At 39.6% G+C, this 24,034-nt stretch carries 18 protein-coding genes and 3 pseudogenes; 4 read left to right on the top strand and 17 right to left on the bottom strand.

Going from position 1 to position 24,034, the window contains the following annotated elements; translation table 11 throughout:
- Window positions 1–341: 341 nt before the first annotated feature.
- From thrB to N1I87_RS08025, 7 genes and pseudogenes are all read right to left on the bottom strand, one after another.
- Window positions 342–1,265 (bottom strand): homoserine kinase, encoded by a 924-nt coding sequence (gene thrB, locus N1I87_RS08055; protein ID WP_341101292.1) that lies wholly within the window; start codon window positions 1,263–1,265, stop codon window positions 342–344.
- Complete coding sequence (gene thrC, locus N1I87_RS08050; RefSeq protein WP_341101291.1) at window positions 1,262–2,323, bottom strand: threonine synthase; 1,062 nt, start codon at window positions 2,321–2,323, stop codon at window positions 1,262–1,264. The genes thrB and thrC overlap by 4 nt, the downstream gene beginning before the upstream one ends.
- The gene (locus N1I87_RS08045) at window positions 2,320–3,621 is read right to left on the bottom strand and encodes a homoserine dehydrogenase (RefSeq protein WP_004439852.1); all 1,302 of its coding nucleotides are present in this window, start codon (window positions 3,619–3,621) and stop codon (window positions 2,320–2,322) included. Before N1I87_RS08045 ends, thrC begins: the two co-directional genes overlap by 4 nt.
- Window positions 3,622–3,949: 328 nt before the next feature.
- Complete coding sequence (locus N1I87_RS08040; RefSeq protein ID WP_341101289.1) at window positions 3,950–4,993, bottom strand: IS30 family transposase; 1,044 nt, start codon at window positions 4,991–4,993, stop codon at window positions 3,950–3,952.
- Window positions 4,994–5,312: 319 nt separating this feature from the next.
- Window positions 5,313–6,262 (bottom strand): annotated as a pseudogene (locus N1I87_RS08035) (acyl-CoA dehydrogenase family protein); the annotation flags it as partial.
- 500 nt (window positions 6,263–6,762) lie between these two features.
- The gene (locus N1I87_RS08030) at window positions 6,763–8,619 is read right to left on the bottom strand and encodes a thioredoxin domain-containing protein (RefSeq protein WP_341101288.1); all 1,857 of its coding nucleotides are present in this window, start codon (window positions 8,617–8,619) and stop codon (window positions 6,763–6,765) included.
- Between the two features lie 71 nt (window positions 8,620–8,690).
- Window positions 8,691–8,855 (bottom strand): annotated as a pseudogene (locus tag N1I87_RS08025) (DUF255 domain-containing protein); the annotation flags it as partial.
- A gap of 301 nt (window positions 8,856–9,156) precedes the next feature.
- Between N1I87_RS08025 and N1I87_RS08020 the strand changes: the two are divergent.
- Window positions 9,157–10,119 carry a multicopper oxidase family protein gene (locus tag N1I87_RS08020; protein WP_341101286.1) on the top strand — a complete coding sequence of 321 codons (963 nt, stop codon included), beginning with the start codon at window positions 9,157–9,159 and terminating at the stop codon, window positions 10,117–10,119.
- Between the two features lie 464 nt (window positions 10,120–10,583).
- On the opposite strand, the gene N1I87_RS08015 is transcribed toward N1I87_RS08020, so the two are convergent.
- The 4 genes from N1I87_RS08015 to N1I87_RS08000 all read right to left on the bottom strand — a co-directional run bounded on the left by N1I87_RS08015 (window position 10,584) and on the right by N1I87_RS08000 (window position 12,319).
- A complete protein-coding gene (locus N1I87_RS08015) occupies window positions 10,584–10,712 on the bottom strand; it encodes a hypothetical protein (protein WP_257790145.1) in 129 nt (42 codons plus the stop codon).
- A gap of 21 nt (window positions 10,713–10,733) precedes the next feature.
- The gene (locus N1I87_RS08010; RefSeq protein ID WP_341101283.1) at window positions 10,734–10,979 is read right to left on the bottom strand and encodes a hypothetical protein; all 246 of its coding nucleotides are present in this window, start codon (window positions 10,977–10,979) and stop codon (window positions 10,734–10,736) included.
- Window positions 10,980–11,219: 240 nt separating this feature from the next.
- Entirely contained in the window at window positions 11,220–11,603 is a 384-nt protein-coding gene (locus N1I87_RS08005; protein ID WP_043968598.1) for a DUF302 domain-containing protein, read from the bottom strand.
- A 119-nt stretch (window positions 11,604–11,722) separates the two neighbouring features.
- Window positions 11,723–12,319, bottom strand: a complete 597-nt coding sequence (locus tag N1I87_RS08000; RefSeq protein WP_341101282.1) for a plastocyanin/azurin family copper-binding protein — start codon at window positions 12,317–12,319, stop codon at window positions 11,723–11,725.
- A gap of 155 nt (window positions 12,320–12,474) precedes the next feature.
- Here N1I87_RS08000 and N1I87_RS07995 point away from each other — a divergent pair, with 155 nt between their 5' ends.
- Window positions 12,475–13,656 (top strand): IS701 family transposase, encoded by a 1,182-nt coding sequence (locus tag N1I87_RS07995; protein WP_003353085.1) that lies wholly within the window; start codon window positions 12,475–12,477, stop codon window positions 13,654–13,656.
- Window positions 13,657–13,968: 312 nt separating this feature from the next.
- Here the strand turns inward: N1I87_RS07995 and N1I87_RS18040 are convergent, their stop codons facing one another.
- Window positions 13,969–14,490 (bottom strand): methyl-accepting chemotaxis protein, encoded by a 522-nt coding sequence (locus tag N1I87_RS18040; RefSeq protein WP_429770346.1) that lies wholly within the window; start codon window positions 14,488–14,490, stop codon window positions 13,969–13,971.
- A gap of 240 nt (window positions 14,491–14,730) precedes the next feature.
- Window positions 14,731–15,261: pseudogene (locus N1I87_RS18035) on the bottom strand (protoglobin family protein); the annotation flags it as partial.
- Between the two features lie 639 nt (window positions 15,262–15,900).
- On the opposite strand from N1I87_RS18035, the gene N1I87_RS07985 reads away from it, so the two are divergent.
- A complete protein-coding gene (locus N1I87_RS07985; protein ID WP_340397640.1) occupies window positions 15,901–16,245 on the top strand; it encodes a hypothetical protein in 345 nt (114 codons plus the stop codon).
- A gap of 415 nt (window positions 16,246–16,660) precedes the next feature.
- On the opposite strand, the gene N1I87_RS07980 is transcribed toward N1I87_RS07985, so the two are convergent.
- A complete protein-coding gene (locus N1I87_RS07980) occupies window positions 16,661–18,562 on the bottom strand; it encodes a protoglobin domain-containing protein (protein WP_341101279.1) in 1,902 nt (633 codons plus the stop codon).
- A 176-nt stretch (window positions 18,563–18,738) separates the two neighbouring features.
- On the opposite strand from N1I87_RS07980, the gene N1I87_RS07975 reads away from it, so the two are divergent.
- Window positions 18,739–20,118: a globin-coupled sensor protein gene (locus N1I87_RS07975; protein WP_341101277.1), complete on the top strand. Its 1,380-nt coding sequence runs from the start codon at window positions 18,739–18,741 to the stop codon at window positions 20,116–20,118.
- 125 nt (window positions 20,119–20,243) lie between these two features.
- Here the strand turns inward: N1I87_RS07975 and N1I87_RS07970 are convergent, their stop codons facing one another.
- The 3 genes from N1I87_RS07970 to galU all read right to left on the bottom strand — a co-directional run bounded on the left by N1I87_RS07970 (window position 20,244) and on the right by galU (window position 23,960).
- Window positions 20,244–21,230, bottom strand: a complete 987-nt coding sequence (locus N1I87_RS07970; protein ID WP_341101276.1) for an NAD-dependent epimerase — start codon at window positions 21,228–21,230, stop codon at window positions 20,244–20,246.
- 144 nt (window positions 21,231–21,374) lie between these two features.
- Window positions 21,375–22,688: a UDP-glucose dehydrogenase family protein gene (locus N1I87_RS07965; protein ID WP_341101275.1), complete on the bottom strand. Its 1,314-nt coding sequence runs from the start codon at window positions 22,686–22,688 to the stop codon at window positions 21,375–21,377.
- A gap of 384 nt (window positions 22,689–23,072) precedes the next feature.
- The gene (gene galU / locus N1I87_RS07960) at window positions 23,073–23,960 is read right to left on the bottom strand and encodes a UTP--glucose-1-phosphate uridylyltransferase GalU (RefSeq protein WP_341097131.1); all 888 of its coding nucleotides are present in this window, start codon (window positions 23,958–23,960) and stop codon (window positions 23,073–23,075) included.
- Between the last annotated feature and the right edge of the window lie 74 nt (window positions 23,961–24,034).

Genomic DNA, 24,034 nt, shown 5'->3' with positions numbered 1-24,034 from the left:
AATAAAAAAGTGATTTCATCATGACTGTCCAAAAGGCTGTTCAAAACTTTAAACAACAAATGCCTCCACGATGAAAGTTGAGAGAGTTTTCCCTATAAGAGGCTGGTTTCTTTTTATTCCCGTTCCTTTCGGATCCTATTTATTCTATTGATGGACTTCCTACTAAAAGGACGAAGCTTCGGATCGCTTAACCAGCCGATGACAAATCAACGAACAAAATCAAAGGCCGTTTTTATGGCCGCTTTTTTCTTTTTGTTCTAGGTTCCGCAGTGGCTATATAACCCACTATCATGCGCACCAAAATGGGGCTCACTCTTTTTTGCAACGAGTGAGCCCCATTTTTACGAACTTAAACTATCATGATGAAAACTTGATTCTGATACTTGAATTCCGTTTTGATCAACGGATAACAATTCGATTTCGCAGTCCCAAAATCGGGCTTGAAGAGACTGCGCCAATTTCTCGCCTTTTCCTTTTTCCGCAAAAGAAAGAACCGCTGGCCCCGCCCCGCTTATGACCGTTCCAAAAGCCCCGTTATTGCGGGCGCATTTCCTCATTTCTTCAAAGCGGTCAATCAAATGGATTCGGTATGGTTCATGAAAAAGATCTTTTTCCATCACATTTCCAGCCAACTCGTAATCTCCGGTTAACAACGCCGCTAAAAAGACATTAGAAAGCGCGCTCGCCTGAACCGCTTTTTTTCTTTCAAATACATTCGGCAAGACCTTTCTAGCTTCTTCTGTCTTCAATTCATAGGAAGGGATCAAAACGACAATATCCACGTCTAATGAGGAGATATGGACTAATTTTGTTTTCTCGCCGTCATAGACGCCGATGACTAGGCCACCGTAAATCGAGGCGCCGATATTATCCGGATGCCCTTCCATTCGAGTACCGATTTGCATTTTTTCTTCGGTTGAAAGAGATAAACCGCAAAATTGATTGGCCAGTTCAATGCCGGCTGCAACCGCCGCCGCACTGCTGCCTAATCCCCTTGCTAACGGAATATCGCTTTGCATTTTGATCGTTAAAGGGGGAAGAGTAGCTTTAAATATAGCTGCGGTTTTTTGAGCCATTTGGCAAATGAAATGAGATTCATCATTCGGCAGCTCTTTCAACTCCGGGCTTAAATGCTCAAAATGCCAATGATCTCCTCTACTCGCTTGAATGTTCAAATATTTTGAAAGAGCGAGGCCGATGGAATCGAACCCCGGCCCCAAGTTTGCCGTGCTGGCAGGCACAGTGATCGTCAGCGAAGAACTCATGCATGTACAACCCCTTCAATGTATTCAAATACGGCCTTTTCCTCATTCGGCAGGACGACCGGTTTCTTTTGAATGCATTGAATAGCGGTTTCAGGATCTTTCAGTCCATTGCCTGTCAAAACGGCAACGATAGTGCTTCCAGGCGGAATTTCACCCGTTTTCCGCTGTTTTATGATGCCAGCAATCGATGCTGCTGAAGCTGGTTCGGCAAAAATGCCTTCCTCTTTCGCCAACAGTTGAAATGCTTCTAAAATTTCTTGATCCGTTACAAAATCGATTTTCCCGTAGGATTCATTGCGAGCCCTCACTGCTTTTTCCCAGCTCGCAGGATTCCCGATTCGGATAGCGGTCGCGACTGTCTCCGGATGTTCAATCACTCTATTTTGCACAATCGCTGCGGCTCCTTCCGCTTCAAATCCATGCATTTTCGGCAATCCCGTTTTCCGTTTCTCATGAAATTCTTTAAAGCCTTTCCAATAGGCCGAAATGTTTCCGGCATTACCGACCGGAATCGCCAATATATCCGGAGCCTTGCCTAATTGTTCGCATATTTCAAACGCTGCGGTTTTTTGTCCTTCTATCCGGTATGGATTCACCGAATTCACTAAGGTAATAGGAGAGTTTTCACTCATAGAACGCACCATTTTCAACGCTTCATCGAAGTTTCCTTCGATGGCCACAATCTCGGCTCCGTACATCATCGCTTGAGCTAGTTTTCCTAGAGCGATTTTTCCATTTGGGATCACAATCACCGCTTTTAATCCCGCCTTTGCCGCATAAGCCGCAGCCGAAGCGGAAGTATTTCCGGTCGAAGCGCAAATAATCGTTTGGCTCCCCTCTTCTTTCGCTTTGGCTACCGCCACCACCATTCCCCGATCTTTAAAAGATCCCGTTGGATTCGCCCCTTCCACTTTCACAAAGAGCTGGCAATCTAATTGGTGGGACAAACGTTTTAAAGGAATAAGCGGTGTATTTCCTTCCATTAAGGTTAATTCAGGGGTTTGATCTGTAACCGGCAAAAATTCTTTATACTTTTTTAACAATCCTTCCCATTTCATTTTAAACCGTCTCCTTCCACTCGATAAAAACTTTGAATTCCTTTCACGACCGATAAATCTCGAATATGCTGCAATACACTTTGGTAATTTTCCATCGTTGCTTTATGCGTGACGATCACAATTTCCGCCAGTCCTTTTTCCTCCAGCGGAAGTTGGAGAATTTTTTCAAAACTGATCGAATAAGCAGAAAATAATTTTGTCAGTTCCGAAAAAGCCCCCACTTCATCACGGACATGAAGGCGGATAAAATACTTGGCAAGACGTTCATCCGCTTTCTTTAAGTTTTTTTCATACTGCGGCAACAACGTGTTTTTCCCGTTTACTCCAAGGCGCATATTTTTCACAACCGCCACGATATCGCTGACGACCGATGTTGCGGTTGGCAAACTTCCGGCACCCGGTCCGTAAAACATCGTTTCTCCCACCGCCTCCCCGTAAACATAAACCGCATTGTATTCATCGTTCACGGAGGAAAGCGGATGGTTTTTGGACAAGAACGTCGGCTGGACACTTACTTCCGCTTTTCCGTCTACTTGATGGGCATATCCGATTAATTTCATCGTATAGCCGAGCATATCGCCATATTTTAAGTCTTCTTTTGTCACCTTCGAAATGCCAGTCACTTCTACGTCTTCAAGGTCGATGTTCATGGAAAACGCCAATCTCGATAAAATGGCCATTTTTCTGGCCGCATCAAGTCCTTCTACGTCAGCGGTCGGATCCGCTTCGGCATATCCAAGTTTCTGTGCATTTTGCAAAGCCGTTTCATAAGATAGACCTTCTTTATCCATTTTGGTCAAAATATAATTGGTCGTTCCATTCACAATCCCCATCAATTTTTCGATTTTGTCAGAAGCTAAGCCGTCCGCCAAACCGCGGATAATGGGAATCCCTCCGGCGACACTCGCCTCATAATATAAGTCACAACCATTGGCCGTCGCGGCATCTTGCAATTCGGATCCATAAAGGGCGATTAAGTCTTTATTGGCGGTTACTACATGTTTTTTCGCTTGAAAAGCTTCTAAAATATATTTCTTCGTGTCTTCAATTCCGCCCATCACTTCTACAATGATGTCAATCTCAGGATTGAGCACGACTTCTTTATAATCGGTGGTCAGAATTTCTCTACGAATGTCAACTTCTCTTTCTTTTTCTATATCCCGCACAAGCACTTTATGGATGGTCAAGGAACAACCAAGTTGATGAACGAGCTGTTCTTGATGGTTTTGAACGAGTTTCACTACTCCTGATCCAACAGTTCCCAGACCAAGGAGACCGATTGAGATACTCTCTTTCATCTATTTTTCACCTCTTGTTTTTATATGACGCACATTTGTTTTTATATAATAGACATTATACGTCCCTTACTTTTGTTTTGCAATAAAAATTTTGTAAAAAAATAATTTCTTAAATTGCAATATTAAATGCAACAAGTATTGAAAGACCAGATAACCCATGATTAAGTAGAATCGGGACACTCTGCGCGACTTGACGTGGAGTGGTGGGCATGGTAGCCTGGTTGGCCCAGCCAGTACCGTATACCTGGCTTCATGGCTGGTAGCCATGCCCGCAGAGGCTCTTTGTCAAGTTGCTAAAAACCAACCCTTTGGGTTAGCTGGCTTAAGGTTAAGAAGCTAAGCCAGCTAACTCTATTTGGAAACACTCCTCAGGTGTACGATAATTGAGGATCTTCCTTGGAAGATGGTTACACCAATTTTCAACATAAGTAATGGTTTCTTCTGCCACAGAGGAAATGGGTCTCCCCTTTGGTATGAAGCGCCTAATAAGGCCATTATGACGCTCGTTGGTTCCTCGTTCACAGGATGTGTAAGGGTGTGTAAAATAAACCTCTGTTAGATCTTTTTCAACACTAAGGCCGAGGTCAGCAAATTCAGAACCGTTATCAGCCGTAATGGTTTTAAACACTTTAGAGAACCGATTACCATAAGACACTTTCAACTGAGATATGACTTCTGAAACGGATAGACTATCCTTGGCTGTCACTCTCAAAATTATTTCTTTACGGGTTTTGCGCTCAGTAAGAGTCAATAAGGCCTGATCTTTAGTCTTCTTGCCTATAACCGTATCAATTTCCCAGTGACCAAACTCTTGGCGTTCATTGACTTCAATTGGTCGCTCATCGATACTGCGTCCTAAGATCTTCTTATTCTTCCGGTTACGTTTTTTCTTGGTGTTCAGGGTAATTTTCATAGGTAGGTCAATGTTTTTAACGCCTATAAGTCCTAGATCAATATAGTTATAAAGGGTCTTGGTGCAAACCATTTTGTCTTTGAATTTCCCATCACGTTTGGCTCTCCCACATACCGCATCAGGAGACCATTTCTTATCAAGGATCTGAGTTTCGGCATACTTAATAAACTCGATGGCATCGTCTAGTTTTAGCTTGCGGCCACAGGCTTTCCTGTTTCTCTCATAGAGAAGTTGACCTGTGTCTGGAAAATAGACATGAACAATTTTCCCGTTGCTTTTTCTTTGTGGCACTGTACCTCTTCTTAACTCACGGGAGATGGTGCTTTTGTGACAACCAACATAATCTGCAATCTCCTGTTGAGTCTTACCAGCAGCGTGTAAGGCCGCAATTTTCCCACGGTCATAAGCCGTTAAGTGTTTGAAATGCCGAGCTCCTATGGTAGAATTAGTAATTGCCATAGATAAATCCTCCGTATCGATATTGTTTTAGTCGACTTAATCATACGTGGTTTATCTATGGTTTTTCATTTTTTATGCTTGTTGCATTTGATTATACAACTAGCCAAAAAAATAATTTTCATTCAATTTTGTATTATCGCCGCTGCGAACCGCGTACCAAAAAAGAATCCAATGAATACCAATAGCTTCTTACGTAAGTTTGGCAAAAACCGATTTTCTTTCTGTACAAGCTTCTGCATTGCCAATAGCCTTAAAATAAAAAAAAGGAGACATTTGTCTCCCTCGCTTCTTATCTATATCTTCAAAAAACAGCTCACTAATAAAATCGCTCGATCGGATAGTCGGCCATATATCCTAGTCCACCGTGAATCTGTACAGCTTTATCCGCAACACGGTTATAAACTTCAGAGCCATATAATTTCAACATAGCCGCTTCTTTAATGACTTTCATTTTTTTGTCTACCATCCAAGCGACTCTATACGTAAAAGATCTTAACACTTCGATTTCCATCGCCATTTCGGTTAACATATGAGCAATCGCTTGATGTTCTATAATCGGTACGCCAAATTGAATGCGTTCAGATGCATGAGACATAGACATATCTAGCAGTTTTTGACAGGATCCAAAATTTCTGGCCGCTAAGCCTGCCCGCCATTCACTAAAATCTTTAAGGCGTTCACATATCCTTGACCTTCTTCTCCAAGAACATTTTGTACAGGTACCTCACAATCTTCTAAAATAATTTCCGCAGAATGAGAGCCGCGCAATCCCATTTTGTTTTCAACCGCCCCTACGTGAAACCCTGGGAAGTCTTTTTCGACAATAAAACTTATAATTCCTTTCGCTCCTTTTGATGGATCGGTGACGGCCATCACGGTAAAAATATCTGTCTCTGTTGCATTCGTAATATAATGTTTTATCCCGTTCAAAATATATTTATCGCCTTTTTTTACCGCCGTTGTTTTTAAGTTCGCTGCATTCGACCCTGCTTCAGGCTCTGTAAGTGCAAAAGCTCCGATTCGTTCACCGCTAGCCATATCAGGTAAATATTTTCTTTTTTGTTCTTCCGTTCCTATTTCTACAATCCCGACTGTTCCAATTCCTGTGTGGGCTCCAATGAGTGTCGTATAACCGTTATGTGTTTCTCCTATTTCTTCATAAAGAGCACACTTGCCAACCATGTTTATACCAAGTCCTCCATATTCTTCCGGAATGCTCCATCCAAATAACCCTAATTCTTTCGACATTTCGATTATTCTTTCAGGTATTTTATTACATGAACGTGTTTGATTGAATGAATCGACTCTATTATGAGCTCCACCTCATCGTCCTAAAACGAAAGCATTTTCATAATTGTTGAACCCCTTTTCTGCCATATTCTTTTTTATGATTATTCCGAAACCTCCCAATTCTTTCGTTTTTTAAAATTGGTCTTCGTCTTCCATTGATGGAGACGCCTTATTAACTATAATCATATTTCCATTGTCACTATTTATTCCATTTCTTTTATCTTTGAAATCATGATTTTTTCCGCCATTCTTTGCCCTCAAATATACAAATAGTATGTCGAGAACCAATTCATTTTTTAAAAAAAGATATGAGAAATGTACTCTAATAAAAATTGCCTGCAGAATCCGAAATAGGATCAAAACGATAATCTGCACCCGAGATGGGTACAAAAAAAGAACAACGCAATTCGTAAGCCGTTGTTCTTCTAAGTACATGATGATTCCATTAGATTTTTCCTGTAAAACCGTTTACTGGAACATTAAGACCTTGATATTGCTTTTAAAGCGGTAGAAAGGTCTTCCATTGGCATTTTGCAAGCCTGGTTTTCACAAATAAAAACAAGTAAATCTGTCTCTTTTTGCCTTGCAGCTCCTTCCAGCCATTCCGGTCGATGCCCAGACCATACATCAAACGGAAGAAATTGTTCTCGGCAACGTCGCAATACAGCTCTCTTTTCTGAACTGTTAGAACCGATTACGATCACTTCTCGGCCTTGGGCAAACAACGCCATCGCCGCCTCCAACATATACAGCATGGATACAGGAAAAGCGTTCAGTTCTTTTGAAAACGAGCGTACACACATTTCTACACGCTTCATTAATTCCATATCCCCCGTTAATTTCGCCAATCTCCAAAGCTGATAAGCAGCAACGCTATTCCCGGAAGGATAAGCTCCATCATAACCTGGCTTCTCTCGTACCAACAGTTCTTCACCGTCACAGTCTGTAAAGAAAAAGCCGCCGTTTTCATCCCAAAACCGTTCAAACAGGGCATTTTTCAACTCAATCGCAAATGAGAGCATACGAAGATCATCTTCTGCCAAAAACAATTCCAAAGTACCCCACAACAAAAAAGCATAATCATCCAAATAACCGCGGTATTTCGCTTCACCCTCTCTAAAACGGGCCATTAATTTCTTTTCTTTCCACACATATTTTTCAAGAAAAGCCATTGCTTTGCGGGCTTGAGATAACAAGCCGGGATGATCGAAAACAGAACCTGCCTTTGCCAGGGCGGCGATCATCAGCCCGTTCCAAGAGGTTAAAACCTTATCATCGACATGTGGTTTCACTCTCTTTTCCCTTGCCTGAAAAAGAAGCTGTTTCGCCTTTGACATAAGATTTTCTAATTCTTCTACACTTAGCCCGTGGTTGGCCGCGATTGTTTCAAGATCGGTTTGAAGCAAATGAAGAATATTTTTTCCTTCAAAGTTGCCTTGATCGGTGACATGATACAGCTCGGAAAAAATCGTTCCCGTTTCCTCGCCTAACACATCCATGATTTCTTCTTTGCTCCACACATAAAATTTTCCTTCTTCTCCTTCGCTATCGGCGTCAATCGCTGAATAAAATCCGCCTTCCGGATGAGTCATCTCTCTGGCGACGAAATCGGCTATTTCTAACACGATCCGGCGATACCGTTCGTTCTTCGTGATTTGATAAGCTTCCGTATAAGCGTACATCAGCAGTGCGTTGTCATACAGCATCTTTTCAAAGTGGGGAACCAGCCACATTCCATCCGTAGAATAACGCGAAAAACCACCGCCGATATGGTCGTAAATACCGCCCGCAGCCATCGTATCAAGCGTTTTTTCCGCCATCTTGAGCGCGGATTCCTTGCCGGTCATATGGTAATAGCGGAACAAAAACAGTAATTGATGGGGACTTGGAAATTTCGGCGCCTCTCCAAATCCACCGTAAAGGCTGTCGAATTTCGCGGCAAGCTGCTGAAACCCTTTATGAACAGCTTCTTCCGTGACCTCTCCCTCGCTCTTTCGGCCCGCCTCTTCTTTCAGTGCTTCGACTAATCGGCTGCCTATATCAGCGATTCTATCCGGATCTTGATGATACGCTTGATGCAATTGCGGCAAAATGTCCATCATCCCCGGTCGGCCATACTGACTGTTTTTTGGAAAATAGGTGCCGGCATAAAACGGCTTTTTGTCCGGAGTCAAAAACACCGTCAACGGCCATCCGCCCTGACCGGTCATCATCTGGCACACGGTCATATAAACCGAATCAATATCCGGCCGCTCCTCCCGATCCACCTTAATCGCCACAAAATATTGATTTAACAACTCCGCCACCTCAGGATCCTCAAACGACTCCCTCTCCATTACATGGCACCAATGACATGTAGATATAAGCATCCTCACTTTCATCTTCATCTATTGACCCCGAAGGGTCAGGAATAGCCAATAGACACGAACACTGGCTTACCTTCCCTTTTGGCTCTTTGGAAAGCTTCAGGTCCCCACGGAAACCAATTAACTGGATTATGCGCATGTTGTAAAAGGTAAGGTGATTTTTCATGAATTAATCGATTCGTGTATTTTTTTTCATGTACTGACATCTCTCAACACTTCCTTTTGAATTTTTTTCATTATTTCATTATTGGTTCAAACTAAAAGGAATATTACCATACTTACTTCTAAATTTCACCTGAGAATATTCTGAAAATAATAACTTTTAATCAAGAACTTAGAATATCAAAAAAGCGCTGGTATCATCTTTGAAATCTCGGCAACGCCTTCACAGCATCCGCCAAATTATTGTAACGGAATTTGCTCATCTACAGATGAGTAAAACGACTATCGGCACATTTAGTAACATATATTGAAATTGTAATACCTTTTCTAGAGGGGGATGGCGAAATGTATGATTACATTACAAGAAACCTTCAAACTCCCATTGTGACTCCCAATGTGAAAAATGCGCCGTTTCAAATTCTCAAAAACGGAGTCAAACGATTTCATTTGCGAGCGGAACCGGTTGTTCATGAACTAGTAAATGGAATCAAAATTCGCGGGTATGGTTACAACGGAAGTATTCCCGGTCCAACCATTCTTGTGAATCAGGGAGACTATGTTCAAATTACAGTGGAAAACCGTTTGCCTGAAGCAACATCTGTTCATTGGCATGGATTAATTGTTCCTAACCGAATGGATGGGGTGCCTGGTCCCGGGGGCAGTCCCACTATACGTCCCGGAGAAAGTTTTACGTATGAATTTCGTATACAACAAGCTGGAACTTTCATGTATCATAGTCATGTCCATGACGCAAGGCAAGAATTAATGGGGCTAGGAGGCATGCTTATTTCACGAGGTATATATGAAGAACCAGTGGATCGCGACTATGTTCTTTTACTTCAGGAATGGGCCGTGCAAACTGAGATGCATCAGCAAAATCATGATCATCAAATGAATGATCACACTTCTAGACAATTGGCTCCAAGTATATATAATATTGACCCAATGGCCATGATGTTTAATTTTTTCACGATTAACGGCAAAGCTTATCCTGATACAACCCCTCTACTTGTTCGATATGGCGAACGCGTTCGCATTCGCCTTGGTAATTTAAGCATGGATTCTCATCCTATGCATCTTCATGGACATGACTTTATTACAACCGCAGTTGATGGCAATATAATTCCTGTTACAGCAAGACTGAAACGAAATACGATTAATGTCGCACCGGGAGAAACATGGAATATCGAATTTTTCGCAAACAACCCGGGAAATTGGGCTTTTCACTGTCATAAGCCACATCATACAACGAACATGCATTCTATAGATATGGGTGGAATGCTTACCGTTGTTCGCTATGTGCAGTGATTGGTTTATTAGATATTGTTTTGGCAATAAGCTTTTTTTAGTCAGGTACGAATTGTTATAAGTTTTTAAGTTTTAACGATATAGAAAGGCTATTGGTGGTTTTCTGTTCTGATTAGAAACATTTTTGGTGACTTGAATAAAAAAAGTCCTCTTTTGGTATGATTCGGGGGTGTCAATCCGATAAATTGCCCCCTAAAACTGCAGAATGTAGAAGTGCCTAAACAAGAGGAATATGAATGGGGAACCCCTCGAAAGAAACACTGTCGAATGGCCTCTAGCTCTATCTTTTATAAAACCCTCGGCAAATCCCATGGAAGAACCAAAGACTGAGCAGTCTTTATCAACGATACGAATCTGTACATCAGACTTAATGAAACCGCCGTATACCAAACGGTACATACGGCGATGTGAGAGAACGAGGGCCAGCCCCCTCTCCTGCTCGTTTTGTTTCGAGATATCTTGTTTTAGTCTTTATTGCGTAATGCAAGTTTCACGGCAAAATAAACGACCAATCCAATGATGAACAGGTTAAGGATCCAGCCGAAGAACCAAAATCCCATCATTCCCCAACCACTCATCATACCACCCATCATGATCATCGCCTCCCAAATTATCTAAAAATTATTCATCATCATTCCTTGAGGTTCTATTTGTTCAAAGTTTTTACTTGGTGCTGCCCCATTTGTGTCATAGCATGAATTATACATGTCTTTTAGCTCGTTTTCAGATAAGTAAGGGGGCATTTTCTTCATAAATGGAAGCATCTGACCGAAATTCAAAGTACCTTCGCTCACATCGTTACTATTCGCAAATACTTCAGTTCCTATTCCTAATACTAACGTAGCAATAAAAGATCCCACTTAAATTCTTTTTCGTGGTTAGCATCCACTTTCCTACTATGGTTTTAGAATAAAGGAAAATTATGGAGAAAGTGTTCATAAAAATTTACAATTTCTTGTCTTGGATTATTATTTGTTAATTGGATATTTTCGAAAAATGGACTAAACTCCTCCCAAATTTTACATAAAAGAGAAAAAGCCTAATAAAGGCTTTTTCTCGAAGGTTTAGACAATGTTATTTTCGGTTCATTTAACAGCTATTTATCTGCATTCATCAATACAGGATATTAATCTCTTTTCAATGTCTTCCGCTAGTTTTTTCAGTTCTTCATGATTCATCATGCTGATTAACATGGTTGGTTTTGGCATACCAATTTTTGTTGTTTCATTTTCTTTATACACCACGATTTTGCACGGAAGAAAATAACCTGCTAATAAGTTTTCAGAAAGCACACGCGCTGCTTCTTGCGGATTACATACTTCCAAAATCACAAATGGTATTGGAAAATCGAATCCTTTTTCCTGCAGTTTTTCCGTTACACTAAATTTCCACAAAACTCCAAATCCTTCTTTTTTCAAGCTTTCTTCCAACATCTTTATCGTTTCGTTCATTCCCCTTTGTACTTCAATCGTATAATGAAACACCTTCATTCAACCGCCCTTCTCCAACATATTGCATGTTATTTCACTTTAGTTGTATGTAAAACTAAACAATAATATAAATGAAAAAAGCCGAGCATTGTCTCGGCAGCTACTTCACTTTGTTAAGAAACTTCAACGAATCCAACCATACCAGATTCTTTATGTCCGGGAACCGTGCAATAAAAGCGAAAAACACCGCTTTCGATTGGTATGAACTTCACTTCAGCTGTTTTTCCCGGTAAAGAATGAATATGAACGGTTTGATTTTTTAAATGATTCCCATGATGACTCTGTTGTAAAAGGGATGCTTTCATATTTTCGAATTCGATATCATGTTCAACTTCACCGCTATTTTTGAAAATTAAGGTTACGGGTTGTCCTGCAGTAAGTTTGAAATCTTTAGGAAAATAAGCAAATTCGGTTGCTTCAATGACTACTTTTTTTGTCTTTGTACTGAAATCCAACGAAGAGCCAGACGACTTATTATGGATCATCGATTGGCTCATATGGGAATTTTTTATGGGCACGTTATGATCTTGAGCGAGTTCATTGTATAAGTGGTTATAGGTGTAGAAAAACAGCAGAAAGACGATTGATAATAACAATGGATTATGGAATATTCTGTTGATGAAAGATAAACGGTTAAAACCGGTTTCTTGTTGAGTATCCATCAGAACAGACATAGGTGAATAATTCCCCTTCTGAATCGCTTCACTCACTGTATAATCAGCCTTTTTGACAGTTTTTTACTATACAACTGTAGATGAGCAAATTCGCTAACATAAATTTACAACCAAACAAAAAAGAAGACATGAACCCGATTCCTTGGTTAGAATAGATGTGCCACAACTACTCACAAGGGGGTTCATGTCTCATGAATAGATTAGCACATCACCTAGGAATCCACAAGTTTTTGACGATGTTGGGGTTGGCACTTTATTTCTCAAAACCTGTCATGAAGCATCTCGTTCATATCGTGGATGCGATGATTACAAAGGGCTTTTCGGGAACACTGACCGATCTACATCACGGGAGTTTTCATCCGAACCATCGCACGACACTCAGCCATTTTTTCACGAAAAGCCCATGGGAAGAAGAGACGTTGCTTCGCAAACTCCAGCAGTGGGTGCTTCATCGTGTCGAACGCAGCTCGAAACGAGAGAATCAACCCATTTTTGTTTCGATCGATGATACGATTTGCCAAAAAACGAAGCCCTCGTCACGGGCAACACACGCCATTCAAGGGTGTGATTGGCACTATTCTCACGCAGAGAAAAAGTCGATCTGGGGACATTCTCTCGTTTGGCTCATGGTTCATACGATGACCCAAGCGTTTCCTTTTGCCTTTCGCCTCTACGACAAGACGGCGGGGAAAAGCAAAGGGGAACTCGCGATCGAGATGCTTTCTTCGTTGGATGTGAGTCGACCCGTTTATGTGCTCATGGACTCTTGGTATCCATCGAAAACCCTCGTGGGAGCCTGCTTGAAAAAAGGGTTCCACGTCATCGCGATGCTCAAGACGAATCGGATTCTCTATCCAAAAGGGACGGCCATTCAAGCAAAGGAATTTGCCAAATCTATGGAGCCACGGGATACCCGCCTCGTCACGGTGGGAAAAGAGCGTTATCGGGTGTATCGCTACGAAGGTGCTCTGAACGGTCTCAAGGATGCCGTGGTGCTGCTCGCATGGAAAGCCGATCAGCCGATGACACCGAAACATCTTCATTGCGTCTTGAGCACCGATCGCGAGCTAAGCGATGAAGACATCTTGTGCTACTATGCCGAGCGTTGGTCGATCGAATGTTTTTTCCGTCAAGCGAAAGACCAGCTGAAACTCGATGGATACCGCGTTCGCGGGCGTCGGGCGGTGAAACGGTATTGGATCTTGGTGCAACTTGCGTATGTGTACAGCATGTTCGAGTCGAACAGTGATGTTTCGGATGGGCTCGATCTCCTGCGCAAGAGAAAAGGACATAGCCTCGTGGAGTTCATTTATCGTGCAGCAAAACAAAATATTCCCATTGATGCCGTGAAAAAACAGCTCCACGTGGCATAAGGGGTACCCCGTTTGTCTCTTTTTCGTATGGTAATCATTGTTAATAAAAATGCTCATCTACAGTATACAATATGTATCTGCCCTGCCTTCAAATAAATAAGAACCGAGACAACGTACCAACGGCACATCGCTCGATTCTTGCATATAGGCAGCTTTTCGCTCCCTATTCCATGTCGATTTACATCAGGTACGATCTCTTTGTAAAGATAAAAAACTTGATTATAAAGAAATACAGTTATAATTACAATTTCTCCTAAATTCAAAAATCTTCATAGCCTATTTCGTAAAATTTTGATCTCTTTCTTTCAAATATTAACTCATTTCTTGTGTAATCATATTTAATCTATCTGCGGAGAGAGACACTTCTTCAAACGCTTTTCCTAATTCATCTATCACATTTACAAAGGAAACCAATTCCGTCTCTATGTTATTGTTTTGACGCATTGTTTCAATCATCGTATCTAAAATTTGCTCAAAGCGTTTCTCTGTTTCATTCATGTTTTGATTGCCATTATTCACTTCTGTTTTTATTTTTTCAAGCGAATTGTTAAGTTCCTCCACTTGTTTTTGAGTATTTTGAATAAGAGAAGATACTTTTGAAACAGAGTTCTTTGTTTGCTCGGACAAATTTCGAACTTCGCCAGCCACAACAGCAAAACCGCGACCCGATTCTCCTGCTCTTGCGGCCTCTATCGTCGCATTTAGCGACAATAAGTTGGTTTGGTCAGCAATGCCAGTCACAATACCGACTATTTCTTGCATTTGTTTCGATATTTCTAATAATACGTGGACATCGTTAGATATATCATCAACCTCACTATAAATGTTAGACATAATGGATGCCTGTTTTTGCATATGTTCTTTTCCTTTTTCGGCGCGTTCTTGTGCGATCAAAGACAGCTGAGTTCCGTTTTTTGCAAGTGAAACGATTTCATTTGATTGCGAGATTAATTGTTGGAAAGAAGCATTTGTTTGCTCTGAGATGGCGGCCAGATTTTGAGAAGCACTTGCAACGTTATGACGAGCTGACCTTTTTTGTTCCTCAACCGCTTCCTTTAATCTTTCTGATTCAGCATCGTATGCCTCTAATACTAACTGTTGTTCCAGATTTAAAATTTTTGAGACGGCTCTTATAGCTAGAAAACACTCTTCCTTATCCATAATGTTTTGTTGGATAATATCCATTAGGGCTAACAATAGATCTTGAAAAGCACACATATACCATTTCGTTTGAAGACCTATTTTTACATGCATATGCGCAATTTTAATCCTTTTGTTGATAAAAGACGCATCTATTCTTCCATTAAACATTTCAATAATATGTTGTCTAAGTGTCTTTTTTAATCTCTCTATTGAACTGTAATCATTAATAATTCTTAATAAAAAAGGTTCATTTTCTAAGTTCTTGTAAAATCTGTCCACAATAAAGTCTATTTTTTCGATTACGAATGGCTGTATTGCATGAATAATATGTAGATCTTTTTCTGTCAGGTCGATCATGATTAATTGCTTTTCAATTTCACTGCCTTTTGCGATACTGATATCCCCTTTCCCATTTTCAAAATGAAAATGAGAGTTTTCTTGCTGTGTTCTTTTGAATATCACCTATGTTTCACCCCGTTACAGTATGTAAGTATTTAATAGGAATAAACACCTATAAATTACAACATTTTAACATTTTATGACAAAATCCGCTAATATTCAACTCAAGATTTTATATCGGATTGAAATTTGTATACATAATACTAGTAGAAACCTACTATCCAGCCAGCTCGGAGCAACAAGCTTATAAGCCAATAAAACCCCTAATTCCGCTGCAATCCCTCCTCGCCATCAGCACGGATAGCCATGATACAAATGGATCGACAAGAGCAGAAAAAGCGGTTTTCACGATTCACCCAATGAATTTTCTAAGACATTTATACTTAATCAATAATTCTCCATCTTTCAAGAAAATATAACATCAATAAGCTTGACCTTGATCAACAATTCTTTTTTCTGTTCCTGTGATATTTTTCGGAAAATCGGTGTCAGTTTAAACTAAAATAATAGTAAAAAAATCGGAAATTGGTTGACACGATTTGAAAACGCTGGTCTAGATGCAGCTACTATGGTTAGAAAACAACTTCCAGTTTATTTAAAAGAGAATACTAGAATGAGTAAAGGTACCGCTGAAAACATCGCAATAGCTGTAAGCTGGGCTATTCGTATGGCAGATGTGTTATTCTTTTAGGAGTGATATTTGTGGGAAATTTAACTGTAAGTGAATGGATGAAAAAAATTGGTTTAAATGAAGATGATATTCATTTTATCGAAACAATTTTGACTTTTGCTTCAACATTACAAAACCCAGTGACTGAGAATGAAGAATTCACTAATAAAGTCAATAATAAAATAACTAGCCTTTTCCCGGAAAGAAAAGTTAAAATTAATAGAAATTTCACTTATCAAGATTTTAAAAATATATTAAATGAAAATAAAATATTCATAAACCTAAGTGAATTATTGAATAGATACCATTCTCAAGGAATTTGCCAGAATTTATGCGAGAAGTTACTTAAGGAATGCAATGAGAATAAAAATATGTAATTTTAGTTATTTTGGTTATTTCGGTTGTTTCGTAGTAACTATATAATGACTATTTGAAGTGCTATTTCGTAGATAATATTTAGTCCATTATAATTCATACTGTCTAATTAAGGAAAAGCCTAATTTCACATCATAACAATGAGAGAATTAGGCTTTTCATATCGAATTTGCTTAACGTTGTAAATCTGCATTTGTGTCATTATAGCATTAAGTATAGGCAGATTTATCATTTTTCTATGACAATTCTGGGGTGAAGCATAGGGCAACTCTTAATAATGATTCATCCAATTTAATTCCAGGAAGAAAGGCCTTTTCATTTGCTCTATTTGTTGGATCATGTCATCCGAAGCCAGTGCTGCGTTAACAACCTGGTTGCATATTTCAAAAAAGGGAGTAACAAAAAGCATTGTTCGCCTTATTTTAAACTTTCTCGTGCTGCTAAAAAATCATCCCACATGGCTAAAAATAAATCTGTTAACTTCGGATCAAATTGTTTCCCACGGCCATCCGATAAAATTTCTTTTACTTTTTCGGGCGGAAAGGCGTCTTTATAAATTCTTTTCGATAATAAAGCATCAAACACATCGACGATCGCGACAATCCGCCCTTCCAGCGGAATTTCTTCGCCCTTTAAACCGTTCGGATAGCCTCCGCCGTTCCACCATTCATGATGTGTACGAGCGATATTCGCCGCCATTTGAATAACAGGTAAATCTAAATTGACGAGAATTTGATGACCGATGACCACATGCGTTTTCATCGACTCCCATTCTTCTTTTGTCAGTTTTCCGGGTTTTTTCAATATGTAGTCAGGAATGCCGACTTTTCCGATATCATGATATTTGGCAGCGATTTCAATATTGGAAACAAATTGTTCGTTGCACCCTGCCAAGCGGGCCAGCATTCCGGAAAGCATTCCAATGCGATGGACATGATTTTTCGTATCATCATCGCGATAGTCCGCTAACTGCAGCAATCGTTCCAATACGTCGAACATAACCTTTGACTCTTTCGTCACATCTTGAATCACCATCAGTGCACGCGAAAGTTCAAAAATTTTCGTTTGCGGAAGCAGACGAATTTTATAATAATTCAATCCTCTGTCATTTCCAAGCGTCGTGAGCATCGGTTCACTTTCTTTTAGGATTGGACACTCTGAACAAGGAACAGGACGGTTATGCAGCAATTCATAACAACGCCGCCCGATAGGACGCTTATCGTTCATACCAAGCTTTTTTAAAAGACGTTTCATTTTATCATCAATCCACGTTATCCGCCCAAAATCAATCGTACTAATTTCGTATGCATAAATATCAAGAAAATCAAAATCACGTAAAAATAAGTATGGACGGAGGATTTCGTTCATGATCGCCAACGTAAACTTTGAAAATCGTTCAAATGAATCAATATATTGAACGAAGTGAAAATCGTGTATATACTCTTTTGTTAAAAACACTTTCTTAAGCGCCTCACAAATCGACTCGGCTACTATATGAAAAAAGTTCTCATGACATCGCTGCTCAATAACCAACCGGCTCCAATCGCGAATAATGAGAAAATAGGCTTCTAAATCATCGTATACTTTTTGTTGAAAAAATTGTAATAAAAAATTTCTCACATAATCCAAATACTGTTCTTTTTGTAATAAGCCAAGGCTATAGTGGCTTTCCTCCCCTAATCGGCAAATAAGCGAATGATGAAAATTTTCCATAATACTATCAATACGAAATGAAATATATCCGCTAAATTGATCGAGGTTTTCCAAGTCTTGATTTGTAATGCCGTTTATTTGCAGCAATTTGTCCAACTCATACCGCAACGGGTGCGCCGCTTTTTCGATTTCCGCAGCTTTATATGCTTCCAGCGTCAACTGCATATCAAATGAAAAAATCGCCTGAATGACGAGCAAAATATGGATAGTTTGCTCCGGAAGCACTTGTGAAACATGTTTATAAATAATATCTATATATTTTGTGTACGTGGCTAAATACCACTCCAAATGAAGTCCAATTTCAGAGTGAGCCCGGCCTATGTTATATCGCGCTTGAATATAACGATCGTCAATGGTCGCTTCGAAACATTGCTGCAAATACCGTTTTTGTGTGGTTTTTAGTCTTTCTAACGTTGAATGGCGTTGAATGAACTCTCGCAAGGAATCGATCCTTGATATTTCTTCATATAATTCGTCGACGATCGGATCAACAAGTGTGAGTAATATATTTCTATATTCATAGACGTATTGCAACCTTTCTTCCGTCACCCCTGTATAGCGCAATTGTTGCAATCGTTCCTTGCTTGTTACTTGTATTCTTTCCATTCCAAAAATCCTCCATTTTATACAAAATCCTCCTTAATCATCCTCATTATATAATACTTTTTTACTATGCTTTCTTAAAATTTCTAAATTTTTGTGAATCATCTATCCATTTATTCTGTACACGCATCCGGCAATGTATAATTTGTTTGGAAAATGATAATTTTGGAGGAAACTATATGTCAAAATATCTCTTATGTCGGCTTATACAAAATGAAACAGGGACTTTTCAGCTATTTTGGAAAAAAGAGAAACATATCCCGAGCGTTTCATCCGTTTCTTCGTCCATTTCACCGTCATCCCCTGCCGTCGAAGAGCACTATCGACAACTTATTGAAGGAGAGTATAAAAATCTAGTGTCTTTCGTCGGACTCACCGTTGAAGATTTGCAGCGTTTAGTTAATATCCGTCCTCTTTTAGAGAAACACATATCCAAAATTGTCGATGCTTTTTACGACCGCATCGGCAGCATGCCTAATTTAGTACAAATTATCCAAAGCTATTCGACGATTGACCGTTTAAAGCAAACGTTTCGTGCCTATTTATTGGACATGGTGTCGGGGGAAGTTGGCGAACAATACGTATTGCGACGGAAAGTAATCGGGCAGGTTCATAATCGTATCAAACTATTCCCTGAATGGTATCTCGGGGCTTATGCCTTCATTCAAAACGAAGTGCTGCGAATGCTGATGCAAGAACTGCCGCCGCATAAAGCAACAGACGTATACCTCTCTTTCATGAAACTGTGTTGGTTCGATATACAAATAGCCATAATGACATATATTGAAGCGTACACCTCTTCCATGATGAAGTTTAGTGAAATCGAAAAAGTCCAATATCGCCTAACGGAGTCGTCTACAATGCTTGCCTCCAACGCTGAAGAAACCACTGCTTCTATCGCGGATCGGGAAAAATACGTCAAAGAAATGTTCGATGCAATAAACGCCATTCAAACGCAGTCAAGCGAAATGATCGCAAAAATAGAAAGCGGAAAATTAGACGTAGCCCAAACATTAACGAAACTTGATAACATTGCACAATTAATTGAAGGAACAAAAGCTCTCACCGCTGAACTAGCCGACAGCTCAAAAAAAATCGATGGAATTGTTACCACGATTAGAGACATCTCCAACCAGACGAATATTTTATCCCTAAACGCAAATATTGAAGCCGCACGCGCCGGCGAACATGGAAAAGGGTTTTCAGTCGTCGCCAATGAAGTGCGCAAGCTAGCCATGCAAACGGAACAGTCTCTCGATTATATTCAGAATCATATCGATATCGTTCAACAAACGATTCAAAAATTTGAAGCGGCTTTTCAGCGTATCGTCGAGGAAACGAGTGCATTCCGTCAAGCGAACGAAAGCATCATCCAAGTGTTTGAAGACGAAGCTGCAAGTGTAAAATCCAGCGGGGAAAAAATCGATCGATTAGCTTCATTTATCGAAGACTTTCAACAAACTTTCGGGGAGATTGCAAAAGCGTCCCATCAGATCGCTCAAATGGCGGAGGATCTGAGTTATTTAAATAACGAATTAACCGAAAAGTTTAAAAAATAGTAAACCGTTTTTTTCGCTGTTTGCTATTCAACCTTTCTGGATAATTGAAAATAAGATGGTCAAAGAAAAACTGCAGAATGATTCTTTTCTGCAGTTTTTAGCTCTTAAATTCTACTTTTATTAACCTACTCGCTAATTTTATAATAATCTTTAAACCACTCGACAAACTTTTCGATTCCTTCCTCAATAGATACTTGGGGTTTATAGTCGATATCCTTTACTAATTCATCAATATCCGCAAACGTTTCTGGAACATCGCCGGGCTGTATAGGCAAAAGCTTTTTGATTGCCTTCTTTCCTAAATGTTTTTCCAGTACTTGAATAAAATCATTTAGTTGTACGGGTTGGTTATTTCCTATGTTATAAATTTTATAAGGAGATTTCGGAGAAGGCCCTTTATTGATTAAACGTAAAATGGATTCCGTAATATCATCAATATAGGTAAAGTCTCTTTTCATATTTCCGTAGTTATAAATTTCGATTGGCTGCTGTTTTACAATGGCATTTGCAAATTTAAATAAAGCCATATCGGGTCTCCCCCAAGGGCCATAGACAGTAAAAAAGCGCAACCCTGTTGTAGGGAGATGATACAAATGGCTATACGTATAAGCCATTAACTCATTCGCTTTTTTAGTTGCTGCATATAAACTAATTGGGTTGTCGACACGATCGGTTACAGAGAACGGTATCTTCTTGTTATTTCCATAGACGGAACTCGATGATGCATATATGAGATGAGGGATTTTATGTTTTTTGCAGCATTCTAATATATTGGCAAAGCCAACAATATTCGATTGGATATACTTATGTGGATTTTTCAAGCTGTATCGTACACCAGGTTGTGCGGCTAAATTGACCACAGTATCAAAATCGTGCTGATAGAAAAGATTTTCCAGTAATTCCATGTTCTCAATTGAGCCTTTGACAAATTGAAAACGAGGATGCTTCATGATCATTTTTAATCTGTCATATTTTAAGCTTGTATCGTAATAATCATTCATATTGTCTATCCCGATTACATAAAAACCTTCATCTAACAAACGTTTCGTCAAGTGGAACCCGATGAAGCCCGCACAGCCAGTAACCAGAATAGATTTCGAATTCTTCTGCACCTTTTGGACCTCCTTCCCCGATGCGGATATGATGAAAGGGTGAAACGCCAGGATGAAGGATCATTTTTCATCAACTTACGTGATATATAGCTTAGCGCATTTCGCCATAAAGCCCAGATTTTTCATCTTTCAACGGAGCCATTTTCAAACATCAAAACTAGGCGTACCTACTCCTTCATAATGGTAGCCTAATTTCTTCAATGCAGATGAGTTCAGGCAATTTCTTCCGTCGAATACGTATGGTTGGGATAAAACGTTTTTTGCTTTTTTCCAGTCTATTTCTACGATTTCTTTCCACTCCGTTACAATTAATACCGCGTCTGCTCCTTTTAAAGCTTCAAATGGGGTTTGAGTATAATGAACGTTAGGATATATCTTTTTTACATGTTCTGTTCCTTGTGGATCATATGCCGAAATGTAGGAATGATTTTCGATGAGGTATTGTATAATTTTTAGTGAGGATGCTTCTCTTATATCGTCCGTTTGAGGTTTAAACGTAAGGCCTAAAACCGCAATGCGCTTTCCTGACAGCGAGCCCAACGCTTTTTCTACTTTTTCCATAAACCATAGTGCTTGGGTTTGGTTCACATCTGATACGGCCTGAAGTATTTGTAAAGGAGTTTTCTTTGCAGAAGCCAATGCTAGCAATGCTTTTATGTCTTTCGGAAAACAAGATCCGCCATACCCGATTCCTGCCTGGAGAAAATGAGGACCAATCCTGCTATCTAACCCCATTCCTTTTGCCACTTGAATCACATTGGCCCCAATTTTATCGCAAAGTCGCGCCAACTCATTGATGAACGAAATTTTAGTCGCTAAAAACGCGTTTGAGGCATACTTGATCATTTCAGCATCTTTGATCGTTGTAAACACAACGGGTGAGTTGATCTCTTTATACAAATCTTTCATGACCTTTTCGGCTTTCTCCGTTTCACAGCCAATCACAATTCGCTCAGGATACAGAGCATCTTGCAATGCTTTTCCTTCTCGTAAAAATTCCGGGTTCGAAATGAGATCAAAAGAAATTTCTTTGTTTCTTTTTTTCAGTTCAGCTTTTATGATTTTATGAATTTTATCACCGGTCCCGATTGGAACGGTACTCTTAATGACAATGGCTTTATATTCATTCATCAAATTTCCAATCTGTCGTGCCGCTTCCTCTACATAAGATAAATCCGCTTCTCCGTTCGGTAAGGAAGGTGTGCCGACGGTAATAAATAAAATTTCAACTTGATCGATAACTTCCTCTATATTTTGGAAAAACAAAAGATTTCCGCCGGCAATAAGTTTTTTTAACAGTTCCTCCATTCCCTCTTCATAAAAAGGGAGAATGGACTTTTTCAACTTTTTTAATTTTTCTTGGTCATTCTCTACGACATATACCTTGTGTCCATAATTGGCAAACGCTACACTGGTTGTAGTTCCGACATATCCTGCCCCAATAACGGCTATATTCAAAAGATTCACCTCGATTCTTTTATTTTTCTTCTAAACAAGGCACTCTGTGTTTATATAGCTAATGGGTATATATTCATGTACCCACGAAATCAAACTGGACAGAATGGAATGTAAGTGAATCGTTATGACAAATGATAAGCGTACTCTTACACGAAGCAACGAACTCGATCATTTATTTTATACGGCTGACTCCCATTTTTAGCGAAAGATCTTGCACTCGACAGTTTTATGTCTAATGATAGAGATGATACTCATTCCAAATCAATGATCAAAGTGTCCACTCTGACTAAGTGAAAACTGTTCCACTCTACTCATTAGCTGCTTGTCAATCGAAGTGTTCAAACTTTTTAAGATCGCCCCATGTCCTTCATACCGACCTTTGTTCTAACTGTTTAAATTTTTGGGGGCAATCACTTCTTTCAGATACTTTAATATGTCTTCTTGCAAGTCTGGTCGCTGTAAAGCAAAATCAATCGTCGCACGTATAAACCCGGCCTTGCTCCCGATATCATAGCGCTTACCTTGAAATTGATAGGCTAATACTGTCTGCGATTGATTCATGATTTTAATGGCATCTGTTAATTGAATTTCACCATTGGAATCCGGCGGCAACTCTTTCAAAATATCAAAAATCTCCGATCTTAAAATATACCGTCCCATAATGGCAAATCGAGAAGGAGCTTCATCTTTTTTTGGTTTTTCTACTAGCGTTTCAATATTGAAGATATTTTCTTCGATCTCATTTCCTTTCGGTTTTATAATGCCGTATTTGGAAACATCATCTTCGTCTACTGGCTGAACGCCTACGATGGATGAATGATAACGATCATAAACTTCCATCAATTGTTTTAAACAAGGCTTCGAAGAGTCGACGATGTCATCGCCTAGCAATACAGCAAATGGCTCATTTCCAACAAAACTTTTCGCACAGTATATGGCATGGCCAAGTCCTTTTGGTTCCTTTTGGCGAATATAATGAATATTAGCCATGTTTGAAATCTTTTGTACTTCTTTCAGCAACATTTGTTTGTTTTTCTTAAAAAGAGTTTCTTCTAGCTCATACGATTTATCAAAGTGATCTTCAATCGAACGTTTGCTGCGTCCGCTTATGACAATAATATCCTCTATTCCAGAAGCTATTGCCTCTTCGACAATATATTGAATGGTTGGTTTATCCACAATCGGAAGCATTTCTTTTGGCAATGCCTTTGTTGCAGGAAGAAACCTTGTCCCCAGCCCTGCTGCTGGTATTATCGCTTTCCGAATCATCAACCTGACCTCTTCTCTAAAACAAATCTTTATTTTTGATAGTCCTAACTTATTGATTTATATATTTTAAATATCAA

It is taken from the genome of Bacillus sp. FSL W8-0102 (assembly GCF_038007225.1).
GTDB classification, from domain to species: Bacteria; Bacillota; Bacilli; order Bacillales; family DSM-4216; genus Bacillus_O; species Bacillus_O smithii.
The sequence above is the reverse complement of the archived record's forward strand: the minus strand, read 5'-3'. Positions and strand labels throughout refer to the sequence as shown.